This window comes from uncultured Psychroserpens sp. (genome assembly GCF_947501425.1).
Classification (GTDB): domain Bacteria; phylum Bacteroidota; class Bacteroidia; order Flavobacteriales; family Flavobacteriaceae; genus Psychroserpens.
The window spans coordinates 293,846-313,030 of sequence record NZ_CANMVN010000004.1; the positions used below are offsets into that span (position 1 = coordinate 293,846).

14 protein-coding genes are annotated in these 19,185 nt (G+C 33.5%); 5 read left to right on the forward strand and 9 right to left on the reverse strand.

The window, feature by feature from the left end; translation table 11 throughout:
* Nucleotides 1-117: 117 nt before the first annotated feature.
* Nucleotides 118-1,131: a glutamine synthetase beta-grasp domain-containing protein gene (locus Q0951_RS08170; RefSeq protein ID WP_299336082.1), complete on the forward strand. Its 1,014-nt coding sequence runs from the start codon at nucleotides 118-120 to the stop codon at nucleotides 1,129-1,131.
* A 59-nt stretch (nucleotides 1,132-1,190) separates the two neighbouring features.
* Here Q0951_RS08170 and Q0951_RS08175 read toward each other — a convergent pair whose 3' ends face one another.
* A complete protein-coding gene (locus tag Q0951_RS08175) occupies nucleotides 1,191-2,138 on the reverse strand; it encodes a calcium/sodium antiporter (protein ID WP_299336083.1) in 948 nt (315 codons plus the stop codon).
* A 168-nt stretch (nucleotides 2,139-2,306) separates the two neighbouring features.
* On the opposite strand from Q0951_RS08175, the gene Q0951_RS08180 reads away from it, so the two are divergent.
* The 3 genes from Q0951_RS08180 (at nucleotide 2,307) to Q0951_RS08190 (ending at nucleotide 5,888) form a co-directional block, all read left to right on the forward strand.
* The gene (locus tag Q0951_RS08180; RefSeq protein ID WP_299336084.1) at nucleotides 2,307-3,149 is read left to right on the forward strand and encodes a hypothetical protein; all 843 of its coding nucleotides are present in this window, start codon (nucleotides 2,307-2,309) and stop codon (nucleotides 3,147-3,149) included.
* Nucleotides 3,150-3,312: 163 nt separating this feature from the next.
* Nucleotides 3,313-3,672 carry a BlaI/MecI/CopY family transcriptional regulator gene (locus Q0951_RS08185; protein ID WP_299336085.1) on the forward strand — a complete coding sequence of 120 codons (360 nt, stop codon included), beginning with the start codon at nucleotides 3,313-3,315 and terminating at the stop codon, nucleotides 3,670-3,672.
* 2 nt (nucleotides 3,673-3,674) lie between these two features.
* Nucleotides 3,675-5,888, forward strand: coding sequence for a M56 family metallopeptidase (locus Q0951_RS08190; protein ID WP_299336086.1), 2,214 nt, complete (start codon nucleotides 3,675-3,677; stop codon nucleotides 5,886-5,888).
* Nucleotides 5,889-5,933: 45 nt separating this feature from the next.
* On the opposite strand, the gene Q0951_RS08195 is transcribed toward Q0951_RS08190, so the two are convergent.
* On the reverse strand, nucleotides 5,934-7,949 hold the full coding sequence (locus Q0951_RS08195; protein ID WP_299336087.1) for an endonuclease: 2,016 nt from the start codon (nucleotides 7,947-7,949) through the stop codon (nucleotides 5,934-5,936).
* Between the two features lie 610 nt (nucleotides 7,950-8,559).
* Here Q0951_RS08195 and Q0951_RS08200 point away from each other — a divergent pair.
* The gene (locus Q0951_RS08200) at nucleotides 8,560-8,712 is read left to right on the forward strand and encodes an SsrA-binding protein (protein WP_299336088.1); all 153 of its coding nucleotides are present in this window, start codon (nucleotides 8,560-8,562) and stop codon (nucleotides 8,710-8,712) included.
* A gap of 206 nt (nucleotides 8,713-8,918) precedes the next feature.
* Here Q0951_RS08200 and Q0951_RS08205 read toward each other — a convergent pair whose 3' ends face one another.
* The 7 genes from Q0951_RS08205 to Q0951_RS08235 are packed head-to-tail and all read right to left on the reverse strand — an operon-like array spanning nucleotide 8,919 to nucleotide 19,185.
* Nucleotides 8,919-10,202 carry an ATP-binding protein gene (locus Q0951_RS08205; protein ID WP_299336089.1) on the reverse strand — a complete coding sequence of 428 codons (1,284 nt, stop codon included), beginning with the start codon at nucleotides 10,200-10,202 and terminating at the stop codon, nucleotides 8,919-8,921.
* A 10-nt stretch (nucleotides 10,203-10,212) separates the two neighbouring features.
* A complete protein-coding gene (locus Q0951_RS08210; protein ID WP_299336090.1) occupies nucleotides 10,213-10,899 on the reverse strand; it encodes a hypothetical protein in 687 nt (228 codons plus the stop codon).
* A 9-nt stretch (nucleotides 10,900-10,908) separates the two neighbouring features.
* Entirely contained in the window at nucleotides 10,909-14,742 is a 3,834-nt protein-coding gene (locus tag Q0951_RS08215; protein ID WP_299336091.1) for a DUF4157 domain-containing protein, read from the reverse strand.
* Nucleotides 14,743-14,754: 12 nt separating this feature from the next.
* Nucleotides 14,755-16,296 carry a DUF4157 domain-containing protein gene (locus Q0951_RS08220; protein ID WP_299336092.1) on the reverse strand — a complete coding sequence of 514 codons (1,542 nt, stop codon included), beginning with the start codon at nucleotides 16,294-16,296 and terminating at the stop codon, nucleotides 14,755-14,757.
* Between the two features lie 12 nt (nucleotides 16,297-16,308).
* The gene (locus tag Q0951_RS08225) at nucleotides 16,309-16,950 is read right to left on the reverse strand and encodes a hypothetical protein (protein WP_299336093.1); all 642 of its coding nucleotides are present in this window, start codon (nucleotides 16,948-16,950) and stop codon (nucleotides 16,309-16,311) included.
* Nucleotides 16,951-16,961: 11 nt separating this feature from the next.
* Complete coding sequence (locus Q0951_RS08230) at nucleotides 16,962-17,783, reverse strand: peptidoglycan-binding domain-containing protein (protein ID WP_299336094.1); 822 nt, start codon at nucleotides 17,781-17,783, stop codon at nucleotides 16,962-16,964.
* 10 nt (nucleotides 17,784-17,793) lie between these two features.
* Nucleotides 17,794-19,185 carry a contractile injection system tape measure protein gene (locus tag Q0951_RS08235; protein WP_299336095.1) on the reverse strand — a complete coding sequence of 464 codons (1,392 nt, stop codon included), beginning with the start codon at nucleotides 19,183-19,185 and terminating at the stop codon, nucleotides 17,794-17,796.

The following is a 19,185-nucleotide window of genomic DNA, read 5'->3' on the forward strand; positions in this document are numbered from 1 at the left end:
AAAAATAGGGTATAAACAATTGTTAATAACATTTTATCTAAAACACCCCTCTTTTTTTTGACTGAAACTTAAAATTTTTAATATTTGTGCTTTAAATTTTAAAAACATTAAATCAGCATGAGTAAATCGAAGTTAGAATACATTTGGTTAGATGGTTACAAACCAACTCAAAACATGAGAAGTAAAACTAAAGTTGAAGATAACTTTAGCGGAAAATTAGAAGATTGTCCAATATGGTCTTTTGATGGAAGTTCAACTAGGCAAGCCGAAGGAGGAGATTCTGACTGCTTACTAAAACCAGTAGCAATTTATCCTGATCCAGCCAGAGAAAATGGATATTTAGTTATGACCGAAGTTTTAAATGCTGATGGAACACCACATGAGTCCAATGGAAGAGCAACTATTGATGATGATGACAATGATTTCTGGTTTGGCTTTGAACAAGAGTACTTTATCATGGATAAACACACACAATTACCTTTAGGATTTCCTATCGGTGGATATCCTGGTCCACAGGGTATGTATTATTGTTCTGTTGGTGGTAGACACACACATGGTAGAAGCTTTGTAGAAGAACATGCCGATTTATGTATTGCTGCTGGATTAAATTTTGAAGGTATTAACCAAGAAGTGGCTTCAGGACAATGGGAATACCAATTATTTGCTAAAGGTGCAAAGAAAGCTGGAGATGAGATTTGGATTTCACGCTACTTATTAGATCGTTTAACTGAGCAATATGGTTACTATATTGAATACCACCCAAAACCTGTAAAAGGTGATTGGAATGGTTCTGGTATGCATGCCAACTTCTCTAATACAACATTGAGAACTTGTGGCGATAAAGAAACTTATATGAAAATTTGTGAAGCCTTTAGACCAGTTGTAAAAGAGCATATCGCTGTTTATGGTGAGTTTAATGACGAGCGTTTAACAGGAGACCATGAAACCGCATCTATAGATGAGTTTAGCTATGGTATTTCTGATAGAGGTGCTTCCATTCGTATACCTATTATTACAGTTGAAAAAGGTTGGAAAGGCTGGCTAGAGGACAGACGTCCAGCTTCTAACGGTGATCCTTACAAAATTGCAGGTAGAATTGTAAAAACTGTGAAATCTGCTAACATTAGCTAGACTTTAAAATATCGTTTTGTTCATAAAAACGTTCTCTTCGTCATGGAGAGAGCGTTTTTTTATACCTGAGATCTAAACGCTAAAAAGATAAAGGCACCATAAGCTACAACGAGTAAAAGCCCTTTATATCGGGATATATTTAGTCTTTTTGGAAGTATAATCAAAGGAATCAATACAGCAGAAAAAGCTAACATCCAGAAAATATCATGATCTAAAATAGCTGCATCTGTAACTGGAATTGTTTTTACAATTGAGGTCAATCCTAATACTGAACCAATATTAAAAATATTAGAACCAATCAGATTACCTAAAGATAGGGCTTTTTCTTTTTTAACAGCAGCAATAACAGAAGCGGCTAATTCTGGCACACTAGTGCCTATAGCAATAACTGTGGCAGCAATTACAGCATCACTAACGCCCAACATTGTCGCGAGTTCCTTAGCGCCATCAACAAGCCATTCAGATCCAAAATATAGAGCTACAGCTCCAATAAGTAGCCATAAGGTAATCTTAAAATTTGAAACAATGGCTAAACTCTCATCAACCTCTTCAGGTATAGTATCTTTCTTTGCAGATTTAATAAGTACAATTAAAAATAGAATCAAACCACCAAACAAAACTGCACCTTCTAGAGGTCGTAAATGATCATCATTTTTTAAGAAATAATATAAAACTATTGAAAAGACCATCATGACTGGCCAATTGAGTTTGTAAAACGATTTATCTACAGCAATAGAACTCACAAGTGCTGTGATACCTAGTACTAAACCAATATTTGCGATGTTAGATCCTATGACATTATTAATTGCAATAGCTGGAGAACCTGTCAAGGCAGCATTTAAACTCACCAATAACTCTGGAGCTGATGTAGCAAAACTAACTACAGTCATACCAATAACCATTTTTGATATCTTCAGTTTAAATGATAAAGCCACAGAAGAACGCACCAGGAACTCACCTCCTATAACTAATAACATCAATCCTAAAATGATCCAGACTAAGCTCATGAATTTTAAATTTTTGCGAATATACTACAAAATGAATTGCTCTTAAATAGTTTAGATCATATCACATTAACAATTTTTTAAACATCGATTTTAAAGTTTAGTTAAAAATTGGACTTGAATATATTCTACTTTTAAATTTGATATGTTAATCTCAAAAAAATAATTAAAATGAAAACAACTCGACTTACAAAATTAGTTTTGGGCATAGTGCTGGCCATATCAGTTGGTTTAACCTCATTTAATTTAAGAGCACAGTCTAGTGATAAATCCACTAAGGAAATTATTGATGACATCAACATTACTATCGATAAATCTACTTCTGAAAGCGATTTGAATGATATTAAAGAGCTACTGCTTGATTATGATATAGATGTTGAATTTAACAACATACAAAGAAATGATCTTGAAGAGATTACAGGAATAAGTATAAAACTAAAATCAAATAACGGACAACAAGCTATGAGCCAGATGTCAAGCAATGTTCCTATCAATAAGATCTCCTTCGGAAGAAAAAACAGTAGCCTCTATGTCGGACAAGGAGATCAGCCTTACAACATGTTTATGTTATTAGGAAAAGATAGCCAATTCCCTTCTGCTTTTGAAAGCGATTCTATTTTTTCTCAGCATTTCAAATCATTCAAACAATTCAACCTTGATGATTTTTTTAACGATAACAATTCGATGTTTATGTTTGATGGTGACTCTATGACCATCGAAGAGCTCAAAGATAAAATGATGCAGAATTTCAGTTTTAAAAACCCATCTGGAAATCGCTTCTCTTATCTATTTTCAGATGATGAAACCAATAGCTCAGTACGATATAACTTTATAGATGACCCAAATAAAGAGAAAGTCATTATAATAGATGGTGAAACTTCAAACTTTGAAACTTTAAACAGACTTGCCAAAGCTGACAAAATTGATAAAGTGGATATACTAAAACCTGAAACTGCAATGAGTATCTATGGAAAAAAAGCTAAAGACGGCGCAATCATTGTCACCACCAAATAAACACATTATCTCAAAATCAAAGACAAAAAGACGCTTAAAAAAGCGTCTTTTTTTTATTATCAACTAAACATTATAACTTAAAATTTAGTTAAATAACTACACAAATAGTTGTATAACTATAAAAATAGTTATAGGTTTGCTAAGCACATTAAAATCAGTCAAAATGCAAAAACTCACAAATAAAGAAGAAGAGATCATGCACATCTTATGGAAGCTTGAAAAAGCCTTTGTAAAAGATGTTCTTGCCGAAATAAAAGATGAGAAACCACATTACAATACGCTTTCTACTATTATCAGAAATTTAGAGGAAAAGGGCTATGTGAGCTACAATGCCTACGGAAAAACTCATCAGTACTTTCCTATTGTGAGTAAAGAAGCTTACAAGGAACGTTTTATGAATACAGCCATTGAGAACTACTTCAATAATTCTTATAAAAATGTTGTTTCGTTTTTTGCTAAAGAAGAAAAAATCAGTGTTGATGAACTAAAAGAAATCATAGCTTTAATCGAGAAAAAGAACTAATCATGGACTACTTAATCAAAGCATCAGCAGTACTTATTATATTTTATATTTGCTATCAACTATTCCTTCAGCGAGAAACATTTTTTCAGGCCAACCGTTGGTTTTTATTATCAGGCCTCATCATGGCATGTTGTATTCCACTTGTTGTTATTCCTATATATATTGAGTACACACCAATTGAAACACCAGAATTTATCTATACTACAACTAATATCACTCCTACTCCTGTCGACATTCAAGAATCATCATTTGATTACACACAACTCATTTTCTGGATGTATTTTGCTGGTATTCTTTTTTTCTGCGGAAAATTAATCGTAGAATTTCTATCTCTAAAGCGTATACTAAGCAATAGCAAGCCAAGAACACAAGGCTCCTACAAACTCTTAGAGACTAAGGATGTTGTAGCCCCTTTTTCATTTTTTAATCACATTGTATACAATCCAGATCAGTTTAAAAACGAAGAGTTAGACCACGTGATCAACCACGAAATGGTACATACCAAACAATTACATTCTATAGATACAATAATTGCGCAATTATCCTGCATTATTTTTTGGTTCAATCCTATCGTATGGCTTTACAAAAAAGCATTACAACAAAATCTTGAGTTTATAGCAGACCAAAAAGCGCAATACATTTCAAAATGTCAAAAAAGCTATCAAACTGTACTATTAAAAGCCAGTGTTCAAAATCATCAATTGACACTGACAAACAATTTCTACACATCATTAATTAAAAAACGAATAATCATGTTACACAAATCGAAATCTCACAAATTAAATCAACTAAAATTTGCGCTTGTACTTCCTATTTTAGGAGTCTTTATGATGAGTTTTAGTACCGAAAATGTCTACATCGAAACTCCTCTAGCTGAAGATGAATTCATCTTTGAAGCACTTGATCAAATTAGTGAAGATATTGAAATTATCATCACTAAAGACACTACAGATGAGGAATTAAAAACCATTCAATCTGAATTGAAAAAAGAAGGAATTACCTTTGATTATAGTGGTGTTAAACGTAATGACAAAGGTGAAATTACAAGTATTAAAACCGATTTTAAAAATGATAAGAACAGTTCCAACTATAACATCAAAGGTGATGATGGTATTAAGCCATTTCGTTTTAAAAGCACTGAAGACTCGTTTAGTATAGGCACTATTGACAACGACAGTAATACGTTTGTTTTTGAATCAAAAGACGGAACTGCTAAAGTACAATCTACAGGAAGCAACGTTTATGTTTTTGAAAGTGATGATGAAGAGGAAGACAATAGCTCTGAATCCAGACCCAAGAGTGAAGAAGATGTAAAAACCATCGTCTATAGAACCAAAACATGGACAAACAAGGATGGAGAGAAAATAACAATAGATGCTTCTGAAAAAGGAAATTCTAATGTATTTATCACACGTTCTGAGGATCCTATATTTATTATTGATGGAAGTGCGGTGGATAAATCGATTTTCGAAAATGTCGATTCTGAAGATATTCAATCCGTAAATGTTTTAAAAGGAAAAAATGCACAAACACTCTATGGTACTAAAGCCAAAAATGGTGTTGTGATTATGACGACAAAGGGTTCTAAAAACACCTTTACAAATGAACAAAACAGTAAAGGAATTATTTTAAAAACCAATGGAACGTTCATCGAAGATGATGGTCAGCAACCTTTATTTATTATTGACGGAAAGACAATTTCCAAAAAAGAATTGGAAGATATAAATCCTAATAACATCGAAAGCATTGATATCATCAAGGATGACAAAGCGATAAAGGCCTACGGAAAAAAAGCTAAAAATGGTGCTGTAATCGTGAGAACACATAAAAACAACATTCTAACAGGAGATAGTAAACCTGTTATTGTAGAAATAAGAGAAGAATCGCCTAATAGAATTGAAACGGCTGTGTCTTCAGTGTATATTGTTAATGATAATGATGTTATAGAAACTATAGAATTTGTGATCTCAAAAAATTCTTCAGATGCGTTTTTAGATAAGCAGAAAAAAGATTTGAAAGCACAAGGAATCGATGCAAAATTTTCAAAAGTAAGACGAAATAAAGCTGGAGAGATTACAAGTATCAAAATATCTCTAAACGATAATAACGGACGAAAATCTAGTGCAACATGGAGGGATAAAGATGAAGCCATTCCTGATATCGTGATGGGCAAATCAAAAGACGATAAACTCTTTGTAAGAGCAATAGGTTATTAAACAAAAAGCGTCCAAAATTTGGACGCTTTTTTGTTGATATTATTTTTAATTGACAATCAGTTTCCTTATTGTTTTTTTGTCACCAGATAGCATTCTAATGAAATATAAACCACTATCAAGATCTAAATCAATACTAAAGTCTGTTTCAATAGCTATAGATTTCACTCGTCTACCATCAGCAGAATAAATATCAATCTTAGTTTCTCTATCAAGACCTTTAAAAGAAACGCGTCCATTAGTTGGATTAGGAAACACTAAAATTTTACTAGTATTCACTTCAGAAATACTTAAAGGCTGGTCCCATACATCACCAACATTAGTTCCCCAAATATATTCTACTAAATCTGGCTGATCTATAAATGGATTTCTGTTAAACTGCCAAGTGTACACCACATTGTTGCGATTCATCTCAAAATCATCTGGCGGATCATTTCTGTGCCAATCTAACAATGTTGCCAAGTCTCCTAATTCTCCAGGACCATTTTCTGGATATCCATTAACCACAGCTAAACCATTATATCTAATTTCCATATACAAGACACTTCTGGCCACATCACCTCGGAAACTTTCTCCTAACCTTAAAGGATCACCTATTGTAGCCTCAGAACCATCATAACCACCTAATAAAGGATCTCCATAATGTTTATTGTTTCGTAAACTGTTTTCTGGTCCGTCAGCAGCACGAAGCGCATGCGCATCAGAATTTCCGTGACGTAACGAATCAGCTTTAGTTGTCCAAAAGATATCTCTACCATCAGCAATCTCATCGTCTTCAATATCATTAAACCCACCTCTTGAACGTGGATACGTGTGCTCTCTATTCCATTTTCCATTGTTATCAGAACCCGTTTGAAGATCTAATTTTGGACGTCCTTGTTCTGTGTATAATAACCAAACTTCATTACTATTTAAAGGATTTTGATCTGCTTCCACTAATATATCTAAAACGTCAGCATATGTTTGAGCTCTCACGACATTTGGGTCTGCAATAATATCCTGCAAAGCTTGACGAAGCGCTGTATCAGCCAATCCATCTAGTGAATTGTAATAGCCTGTAGGTTGTGTACTAGTTACATTTCCGAAGGTAGGATTTAAAGGTGTACCGAAATTGGCCATTGTAAAATCGTTATCTACAATACGAATTTCTAAATTGTTATTGAGTGCTAAATAAGTTGCAGGTAAATTTTCAAATCGAACTCTGGTCACCTCATCACCTTCATCATCGGTATCATCTACTAAAGTAATTGTAGTAGATGCTGTAGTTTGATTTATAGGAATGGTAATGGCTGTATTTCCAGTGAAATCAGAAGTATCAAATCCGTTGTTATCTAAAAGAATATTAAAGTTGAGATTTTCAGTCACAGGTGTTTCCGAAGTAAACGTGATATCAAAACTTTCATCTTCGTTGTATTGTGACTGTGCAATACTGATACTTATTCCGTTAAGTACGATACCGCTACCATCGTTAAGTTGCCTTGGTGTTGGTGTTGTAGATGAATACGTTACATTATCATCCATATCAACAAAGCGCTGGATAGAGTTTGTGTTATTTGCCGAACCTTCATTGATTTGCTGGATATTCGTAAATCTTGGATCCTGATTAAAAATAGCAATCATATCCAGATCATCAGCATCTGAAGTATCATATATCAAAACATCAACAAGATTTTCAATAGTAGCAACAGTTTCTTCTGGGAAATCTATATCATCAGCTTGATAAATAGCTACAGCGTCGGCTCCATTTTGAAATACATTTTCAGAAATCAATAGCTGCGGCACTGGACTTACTGAATTACTACCAATGAGTAGAAGTCCGTTAACATCTGTTTCGTAGCCATCCAGATCAACAGTAAAGTAGCTGGAGTTCATTCCGGAAGATGATCCGTTAAAAAAGACAACAACATAGCCGTCTAAGGGAAAGTTTGGAGTATCACTGAGTAGTTCTAAGAATTCCATATTATCAACTCCAGGAGTATCACAATCTAATTCGTTGATAACAACTTGTGAATACGAAAGCTGAAAAAAACATATGGAAATGAAAAATAATAGCGGTCTTTTCATGACATGTTTTTTACAAATGTAATCAACTAGTTAAGCTAATTGCCATTCTGAGTTTAATAAATTATAGAATTTAACAAAGTAGGCAGTTTTTGATCTCAATTTGAATGCTATAAATATTCAAAAATTAAAAACTAAAAAAGATGAAATATCAGTTTTTGATCAATTTTATAACGAAAAGCCCCTTGGTTTAGAAAAAACACTTAAAAAACCCCCTTGAATTATTACAAAATGTAACGTTTATAAATATTTAAACTTACATTTTATTACTTTACTAAAGAGGGTCACATATTTATTGAAATTAAAACCATTTTTTTAGTTATAATTTCATATTCAAATTCATAGATTTTGATAAAATCATTTGGAGAATAGATTTCCAAAATTCTATATTGAAAACTCAATCAAGAAAATGAGATAAATATTAACCTTAAAACCAAAACATTATGATGACACTTGCAAAACTAATGATCGATATTTTATTTTCGATTAGCTAAACCAACCACATGATTGTAAAACTTAGTCTAGAATAAGTTTTACATCATTTTAAACAAAAGTTCTTTTATATCTAAATGCTTAATTTTACACTCAGGTTGAATCTACAAACCTTAGTTGTATGACACAAAAGTTCTTTAAGGCGTTAGCCAAACTCAACAAAATACTCTTACCTAGTTATTCCAAACAACAGTTAGACCTTAGCAAGGCAACTAAACTCCAATTAGCTATTATTGGCTGGAGAGTTTATGTTACCAAGCGTGCTTTAGGATAGTACCATAAAAAAGGCTTCTTTAAAAGAAAGCCTTACTTTATACAGAAGATTTAATTTTTAGAGTAAAAAAATTATGCTACCAAAACACAGTTCTGATAGGACGATTTGTAGCAATTATGTAAATTCCCGTTCTTTTCATTTGTTTTTTCAAATCTACGCAAATACGCGTTTTAAAAATTAGTGTACAAATCATTTGAATCGTAACGTTAATTAGAATTTAATTCAATAAACATACGTTCTTCTTTTTGGAATTCAATTTTAACAGCTTTCAACACATTGTCTATGCTTAGTACTTTAGTTTGTAGTTCTAAAGCTTGTAAACATGAATATGTCATAGCACTAACAATCTGGGCACCAGTTAACTCATAGTTTCTTGCTATTTCGGGAAGCATTGCCTCATCCAAACTCATATGTGTAGGCTTAGCCTTTTGCCATAATTTAAGTCGCTCATCAGCATTTGGTTTTACAAAGTTTATAATATTATTGAAACGCCTTAAGAATGCTTGATCTATATTATTTTTATAGTTACTAGCTAATATTACTATTCCGTTAAAGGTTTCTATTCGCTGCAACAAGTAACTTACACCTTGATTAGCAAAACGATCCTGTGCAGTACGAGTGGTAGATCGTTTACCAAAAAGAGCATCACCTTCATCAAAAAATAAAATCCAATCTTTATGTTCTGCTCTGGAAAATATTTTTTCAAGATTCTTCTCAGTTTCTCCGATATACTTAGATACAATTTGAGAGAGGTCTATACGATACACAGGTTTTTTAAATTCTTTACCGAGTAAAGAAACAGTAAGTGTTTTTCCTGTTCCTGAGGGTCCACAAAACAACGCACGATAACCAGGATTAATTCTTTTCTCCAGACCTAGGTCATATCTTAAGGCTTCGTGATGCTTCATCCAAAGTTTAAGTTGTTGTAGTTGGTCTATAGTATTTTTTCCTAAGATTAAATCATCCCATTCCATAAGAGTACTAACCTCTTTTGCTGGAAAGCTTGGTCCAAATTGAGGTCTTGAAATTTTTCCATCAACCAAAAGGCTAAGCGTCTCTGGTGGCAAAATAATCTTACCACTCATAACAGGCATTCCCTCTTTAACATGTTCTATATATAAAATTTGATCTTTATAAAACCAATGATCAGGTTCAAAATAGTGTTGAATGGCTGCACGTTTTTGAATATCTAAACCTCCAAGAATATAAAGTATAGTCTCACCTGTTGGCTGCATACTGCGATAAGGTTCTGTTTTAACACCTCCCCATTCTGGAAATTCGCCACCATTGGGATACAACTCTTTTATAATAGCATCATAAAATCCTGGTAGTATGTGTGGTGCTAAGACCATTAACATAATCAGTGATTCTTCGTGTGTAGTATTGCGGTTCAACACTTCCGAAAATGTATTTTGAAAGTTGAATTCTTGTCCGTTTCCTTCCTTATTGAAGGCTTGTAGGATGAAGTGTTTTAAGTTGTCTAAGACCATAATTTTAGTGTTAATTATTCCATTTTGCTTTCGATCTTAAATATGGGGTCAACCTTTTGAGTTCTTCTACAGTTCTTTTACTTTTAGGAGTATTACTATCTGAATATCCTTGAATTTGAATTATATCATTTTCGCATTCCTTAACCATGACTGCAGGAGCCGCTAGAAGATCCTTCTTTCCATATTCATCCAAATACAATGATGGCGCTATAAAATGCATGAATTCAACATACATTCCTCCGAAAGACTTTGACGGCACTTTAGTGATTTCATTTTCATAATAAAAGTCTCCTATTTCATTTCCTTTGATTAACTTTATTGTTGCAGTATGAAATTGTGGTAAGGAATTAGCTAACCGAAGTATATAGCTATTAAGTTCATTATTTAATAGATTTAACGATTCATTTTTGTTAAGATGAAAATGAATCACATTTTTATGTTTAGTTTTCACAACACTGATATACTCCTTTGAATCAGGTTTGGAAAACAATCTAAATGACGTCTGTTTCTTCCTCGATAATTGCTTACACAAATCCTCTTTATTAATAGAATCATTGTAAGAATACTTTAGTTCATAATCTGCTACTTCAACCTCTATGAATGGGTTATCAAGAATGACACTAATAATTTCATTAAGAACATCTTTATCGTTAAAATTATCTCTAACATCTACTAAATATAACTCTATTGCTTCCATTTTTAATTTTTAAATTCCTGTAAATTCTTTTACAACATTATCTACATCTAAATAAAACACTTTAAAAAACTGACTATAATCAGTCCCACTTATCACGTCAAATGCTCTACGAGCTGCAATCAAAGCATCTCCATTAGCTCCTCTAGGTAAAAATAAGTAATCGTGACCATCTATTCTACTTAAACCAGGCTGAACTGTTTCAAGAGCATTAACTACATCTTGCTGCCCTCTATTAGAGCGTGTAATTAGCTCTCCATAATATTGCAATTGTTGTGGGTCAATATTTGTGCCTTCATATCCTGTTTTGATATCTAACGTTCTTGGAGGAGGAATTCTAATTTGATCTGGAATAATAAATTTTCTTGCATTAAATCCTTCAACACCTTCAACGGCTATTCTAGGTTGTATTACTCTTGTCTGAGCTTGTAACAAATTCTGTGCTCTTGCAAAATGCTCTCCAACACTTCCTATTGAGCCAGATTGATCAAGTAAGTCAGTAATATATTTAAAGTCATTAACATCTGTGATTTGCTCTCCAACAAGACGATTAACTCTGCTAACCACCCTACCTCTAGCATTACTTAGAACAGATACATTTCTTATAATATCTTCATTTAATAATTCATCTAACATTCTATGAATATCAGGAAATCGCTGAGCTAAGGTATTTGCTTGAAATGCAGCTACTAAACGTGGAGCTGATTCTCGCAACAATAAAAGATTTTTTTGGAAATTGTTTAATTGTAAAAATGAACGTCCAAAGCGGTTAATTAAAGTTTGACTAGATCTAACTCCTCCATCTATACGTGTACTAAAGTTTAAACCTCTACTTAAATATTGAAGGAAGTTACTTGATACAGGATCTCTAGGTCTTCTTCTTGCAGCTTGCCATGTATCCCAAGCTCTTAATAATGTCTCTGGATCCTCATAATGATCCAGTAGTACTTTCTGGATTCTCGGATCGGTCAATATTGATTGATAAAGTTGTGGATTACGTGTTGCTATTTGACCTGCATCAATAACGTGTAACACTTCTGGCAATTGGTTTAACCATTGTGCTCCAACACCAGTATAAAAATCTATAACTGTAGTCAAGTTCTCATCCTGAAGTCGAATTAGTGCGCGAATCAGATTTGGGTTATCCAAAATATTCTGACTAATTCTAGCTAAAAGTCCTGTTTGATTTAGTCGATTAAGCATGACTAAGGATTCGGCAAATTCCTCTGTTTGAACCAATGCTCTGGCAGCTTGAGGATCTGCTAGCCTTAGTGCTTCATCTGTCGATTGCTCTAACTCATTTATAACTCTCACAGCAGCTGTTTGAATTTCGGTGACCTCCGTTAGAGCCTCACCTGTTCTCCCTATAGCCCTTATAAGTTTGAAAGCATCAAAAACATCCAATCCAAGACCAAGTAGACTTAATCCAAATCCCCACCAAGAAGCATCAACATTAGTTAACGAATTAGATGGATCTATTGCAGTTCTATGGGCAGCACTTGTAAAAGATGCTTCTTGATACTGAATTACGGCATCGATAACATTAACAGTAACACTTCCAGCAAGTGCCACCCAACCAACTGGCCCACTAGCTAAGGCTAATAAGCCTAAGCCTATACCTAGTGCAGCTAGCCATATATCCCTAGCAAATTCACTATCTCTATGGTCTTGTACAGCATCATTAATCAAGGTATCATGGATAGTACCGTCTTGAATACCTAGTTCGAGTTTGGTTTGTGCAATAACTACATCTAATTCCCATATATTATTGCTATCTATTGATCCAACAATCTGATCAATATTATTTTTTATATCTGTTGTAATACTACTAATATGAGGAAGCAACCTTGCTCCTAACTCTTCTGGTTCAAGACTTTCATAAGATGAGGCATGACGCTTGAGCGCTTTATGAAAATCAGGATGAGCTAAAATAGAGAAGTTTGGCGCATGTGCCTCGGTCAAGTCAAAAGCACGTTGATTAGCATCATAAGCATTAATGAAATGATCATTACCACCACGTCTGCCTGTACCAAACTTATAGTGTTCATAAACCCTTTCTGCAGCAGCTCTAGGATTCCCTAATGATCCGCCTCCCATTTCAACTCCAGTTACGTGATATGGCATCTCTTCTACAATACCAGCACTTCGCTCTCTTGCTGCCAAGCTGTAATGAGCTGCAAGTTGTTTGACTATTCTAGACAAACTAAGTAAGCTCTCGCTATTCTGGTACCTTTGACTTTCAATATTAGCGCTCACCTCGTTACTTCGTAACATTCTTACTGCCACGGTCTGAGCATATCGACCAAATGAATTTTTAAATTCGGTTTCTGATTGACGATAAATACTTAAACTAATTCCTCGTTCTTGTAATAATCTGTTTCTTTCGGCAATAAGTCGACTCTTCTCTGCTCTTAATTCAATCCTAAGATCTTCTCCACGAACTCTGGGATCATGACCTAAACTTAGTAACATTATAGTATTCTCAAGCTCACTTATTCTCTTATTTAATTCATAAATAGAATCAGTTCCATAGAGGTCAAAAATACTATCTTGAACTCCTTCAATTGCAGAGTTTTGTGATTCGTCTCTTGAATTATACCTCCGATCAAAATATTCACCATGTATACTCTGATATAAATCATTACGAATTCTCATGTTTCTGAAGCCTCTCTCAACATCTAAATCAGTCAAAGGGGTGTAATTGGTAAGATGCCAGTTATGTTCTGTTCTTAATATATCTGCTTCACGCTCAGAAACATTAAGCATATGCATTACCGAATTTGTAAAATATGTTCTTCTATCTACAATTCTGTCTATCGGAATCCTAAAAACCAAATACAATTGCCCCTCTCCACTGTAAGAGGCTGATCTCCTTGAATACGATTGAGTGGTTAACGCACTATCAACAGCTCTTAAGGTAGTGGCGTCTAATCTTCCATGCGAATCTGACCCAATTCCTCTTTCTATTTGAAAATTTCTTAAAGCCCTTTCAGTTTCACCTCCAAACTTGCTATCAACACCAAATTCATCCAAAATATAGTTTAATATCACTAGAGCTTGTTGTAACCTTCCTATATTACTATTATTAGTAAAATTGGTAACTACCCGTCCAGGCTCACTCAAAATTCTTTGAAAATAAGGTGTATTTAGTAATCTGGATTGTAATGGAAGCTCATCTATTTGCTCATATTCAAGATCATACTTTTGAATTCTCGTTTTATCTCCTGCGTCTTGTTGAATTGTATGTGTTAGTTCATGCGCTAATAGATGTTTCCCCGAATGAGAATTAGGATTGTACTTTCCTTCATTAAAATAGATGTCATTACCTACTGTAAACGCTTGAGCATTGAGTTTTTTACTTAAATTAATGGCATTAGAATCTGTATGAATACGGACATTGGAAAAATTAGTATCAAAACCACTTTCCATCACATCTTTAGTTTGCTTATCCAATGCTTTACCACCACCCTTTGATTTGTAAATTTTACTAGTAATATCATTTGTAGTAGTATGGTCGCTTAAGAGACTTGATGATTTACACTGAATAATTGGTGTAATTTGCTCTGACAGTGGCTTTTTACGTATACGCTCTTCATCTTCTTCACAATTATTACATTTACGTTGTATTCTTCCAGTAGATGGTATTGGTTTCTCAACTGCAGTAAGTTTCATCTGGGTTACCTGATCAGCCATTCGATCTGCCTCAACTTCGTATTTATCATCTGACTCACCTATTTCCAGCTTCTCTTGAATGATTGGAGCAGATTTAATAAATCCTGGCCTTGCTGAAGACAGACCACCATTGGGTATATTATTAATCTTATTATGCTCGTTTGAAAATATCATTTTGTTTTTTTATCAATCCATTGCGTCTTCAGCTGAACTTCCTTTCTTTTTACATGAATTCCCTTTATCTAATGCTGTCATACTTTTCCATGTCCCCATTTCCAGATAGTAAACTTGACCACCTTTGTAATATCCAGGAAGTCTAGTCTTTTCTTTGGGGTGATATTGTTTCATTGTTGATTTCCAAACATCTATCACTGACTGAACATCGAAAGACTGGTTTAACAATAATGGTTTGTTTAATGCTTTTATTTTTTTCTGAAAAGTACTTCTAACCTTACCACCTTCTAAAGGCGCAGATTTACGGTACCCAAGAATGACAGCATTAGGAAAAAGTGGAGCAAAAACTTCAATAGCCTCTTTACAAATAGTAGCACAAGATGTACTTATGATTAGCTTGACACGACTAAAATCACCTTTACCTATTAACTTTCGTAAATCAATAAATTGTGTTTGTGTTCCATTTGCAAAAAGTCCTGGATGATTATACTGTGCATATTGATGCCCATAGAAGTACAAAATATCTGTAGCTTCCATTACAGGAGCTTCTGTTCTAGCTGCGCTTTCGAGTGCAGCAGTATCTAATGTTTTAGGAGCTGCCAAACCTTTTGCATCAAAGCTTTCAATTTCAGAAAGACCAAGATTCTTTAACTTTGATCTCCCACCAGAATAATAGCCTGAATACATACCACTATGGCCTCCAAAAGCAGTATTAGCTTCTGCCCATATTATTTTACCCTTTTCAGTACTCTGTAGCTTCTTCTTTATCTCTAAAAGCTTTTCGGAGCTGGCACATCTAATAATCCATTTCAGGTTTTTAATCAAAATTAATTTATCTTCTTTAGTTAAAGAATCAATCTTTGAAACCTGAGTTTCAATTTGTGAAATTTTTTGACTTTCGTTGTAAGTTTTGCACAAATCATCTTTCTTTTGAATTTTTAGCCCACTCTCCTGCTGGATGGTATGTGTTAATTCATGGGCTAGTAAATGTTTACCCGAATTAGATTCGGGATTATACTTTCCCTCATTAAAATAAATATCATTTCCTACCGTAAATGCTTGTGCATTGAGTTCTTGACTTAATTGTTTAGCATTTGTATCTGTATGTAATCTTACATCAGAAAAGTCCCTGCCAAATCTGTTTTCCATGAAAGATTTTGTATCATTATCCATAGTTGAACCTAACCCCCTTGTTGAACTAATTTTAGAATTCACACTATCTGAAGTCATTACTTCATTCTCAGAAGACGTTTGTTTTTTATTAATTAGTGGTGATACTTTTTTATGTAATGCTTTTTTTTGAACCTGTTCTTCATCACAAGCAGAACATTTTCGCTGTACTAAAGTACTTTTAGATGACTTTGTATTATCTAAATATGATGTATTTACTACTTGATCTGCAACTTGATCTGCCTCTTTTTCATAAGCGTCATTTTGTGAACCAATAATTAATTTTTTTTGAATTACAGAGGCTGAAATAAATGCTGGCACTTTTTTTAAGTTTGTTGTAGCATTAGTTCTATCTTCTTTATTATGAAGTGGTTCTTTACTCATACTTCTAAATTATTATTGATTAATTTGACCTGATTCAATAATTAATTGCCTCCTTTTATTGACATCTTCTCGTAATTTATCAATTTGTTTAGGGTCAATTATTGGATTATTTTCAAGTTCTTTCATTTTCCTATTCAGCTCTATTTGAAAGTTTTCCTTATTCTTATTTAAAACAGGATCTTCGATGATTTTTTTTGTATTTGCCAATTCAATAGTTGCCTTAGCTTTTTGATTGGTACTATCTTTTGTGAGTGCTTCTTTTGAATATTTAATGGCCTTTGCGTCGTTGCCTACAACATAGTGTGCGTAACCTAAAACTGCATTTTCTTCAGCTGTTTTTGCCTTTTCCGTCGTTTCAAATTCACTGATTTTTTTATTTAATATGGTTTTTATTTCATAATTATCCGGACAATATTCAGAGGCCTCAGCAAGTTCTTTAAGCTCTATTAATTTCTTCTCTTTTTCATATTTAAATAAGCCGAAAACTTCTGCATTTGAAATAGCTGAAAATCCCATCATAAAAAAAGAAATAAGTATGAGCCAAATGGCATTCAAATAAGGTTTATCCTTTCTTATTAATAAAACAACCAAAGCCAATGCAAACAGAAACAGTATTGATCCTGCGGTTGTAAGTATAATTTCATTTAATTCCATTTTGATTCTATTTAATTGACCCAGTTTTCTATTGAAAACACATCCAGCTTAGATTTTCTAAAATTTCTAACACGCATATAAACCCCATCCCCATTTCTTGACCCTTCGGTATTTGTATTTCCTTCAATGGTTGTAAAAGTATCTGAATCAACATCAATAATAATAGCAGTATGTGTCCAATCAAGATGAGCCTTTCTTATGAGCATAATATCACCTGATTGTATCAAACCTGGATTTTCTCTAATCTTATAATTTCTTATCAATGCGCCAGTTTCCATAGCTCTAACTCCTACGGTATCACAGCTATAGGTTAAAGGCATCATTGTCTTGAAATTCTTATCATGCAATGTAAATGCCTGATCAATAATAGCCTGTACAAAGCCCATACACCAGAACCACCATTGTCCTTCATGCCCATCCATATAACTTCGAACCCATGGGCCAGAATTTGATTCTCCATTTATCTTTAATTCAAAAGGAAGTTCTTCCAGATGTTGACGAGCAACCTCAACAATTGTATGTCTCATACTATGGTGCTTCGTTGCCCCTTCAAATGCATTTTTCAAAGGCTTGACCAATTTGTCAAACAGCGATTTAGATACAATCCCATTTTGAGTAACACCAATGAAGTTTTGAAAATTTTTGACAGCAATCTCTGTTGCAGGTCCAAAATCACCATCAACTTTTGTCATTGATCCAATACCAGGATTCATACGTTCTTGAAGACATAACCATGATTGTATTTTTCTTACTTCTTTACGACTATTATTATTCCCATTCTTTCTTTGAGTGTTAGGAATATTTAATTCTTTTAGATATTTATTTTTTTTCATGATCTAGAATTTAATTCCAGTTACAAATTAAATAGTCTTCCATCCACGGGGTTTTTATCATTCCTATTCCCCATGGTAATTGATCTAACAGTAGATCGTAACTTTTGTTTTCTACTGTGAGTTCATAGTGTTCATCTTCTCTCAAGGCTAGTTTACCTGATCGCTTAATAAAACTTTCCTGCAATCCTGAAACAGAAGTGTTTTTTAGAATTGTCCAATGATTGATAACTGACTGTAGTAAATCCTGACACACTCTTATTTCTATTTGACTGGCTTCAAACTTAGTTTGAACTGTATCTATAGGGTTAACTCCACAAAAGAGTTTGTTTAAAATCAATTGGTTTTCAAAAATGACCTCTTCAAAACCAACGAGATATTGTAAAACCAATACTGCTCTATGTTGTGATAGCACGTCTTTCCAAATTCCATTTTCCTGATATCCCAATTCTGAAAATAGTTTCGGTAAAAAAGGATGTAACAAGACTAAGCCAGCATTTTCTACAAACAATACTTTATCCTGGTCAAATAGCTTATTATTTTCATTTGTATTAATTTCTTTATGTGAAAAATTTATACCCTCAAATAATTCTTCATCTACTGATGTATTTAAGGCTACAGGTTTGATAATCGAGCTATCACTTTCATCATTTTGATACAATAATTTATCAACATATGAACTTTCAATATTGTAATATTCTTCAGCAATACGCTTGATCCTGGTCATAAAGTGCTGACTAAGCATTGACGATTCTTCATTGAAATAGGCTATCCAGTATAAAAATTCTAAAAAGTCATTTAATTGTGGAGATCTATCTATGGCTTTAACAGCAAAATCAAAATCATGAGTAATCCCATCGGCTTCTAAGAATTTAAATTTAAAATGACGAGGAAGATTTAAACTCCATCTTAAAATCATTCTAATTTCATCTTTTAGAACAGTCTTCATTTTTTTTACAAAATGCTTATCAATCTCTATATCATTATAGAGTGTTGATAGTACTGTTGCTTGTATGTTGGTTTCTATTATTCCTGTTTCAAGAAACTTTATAATTAACTGTTTTGCACGCTCCTTTTTATCCATTTTCCAACCTGATTTAGCAGTAGGCTTTTCTTCATCAACTCGCCTTTTCATGGGCAAGTATTCTTTCAGAAATGACTCTATTTGGAGCATACTTTGATCGACAAATTCGGTTTTCCAGTATTTGGAACTCAAATCATTTAGCACAATTGGTAAATCATCGATTAACCAAATTGTATCTGCATCATCATATTGCAATAGCAACTTCTCAAGTCTTGGATAAAACTCTAATTCCAGAACTTGATTTATATCGGTCTTGAACTGCTTCCCTAAAGGCTCTTTAGTACAGTTAAGCTCTATGCTATTTTTATGAATGAGATACAT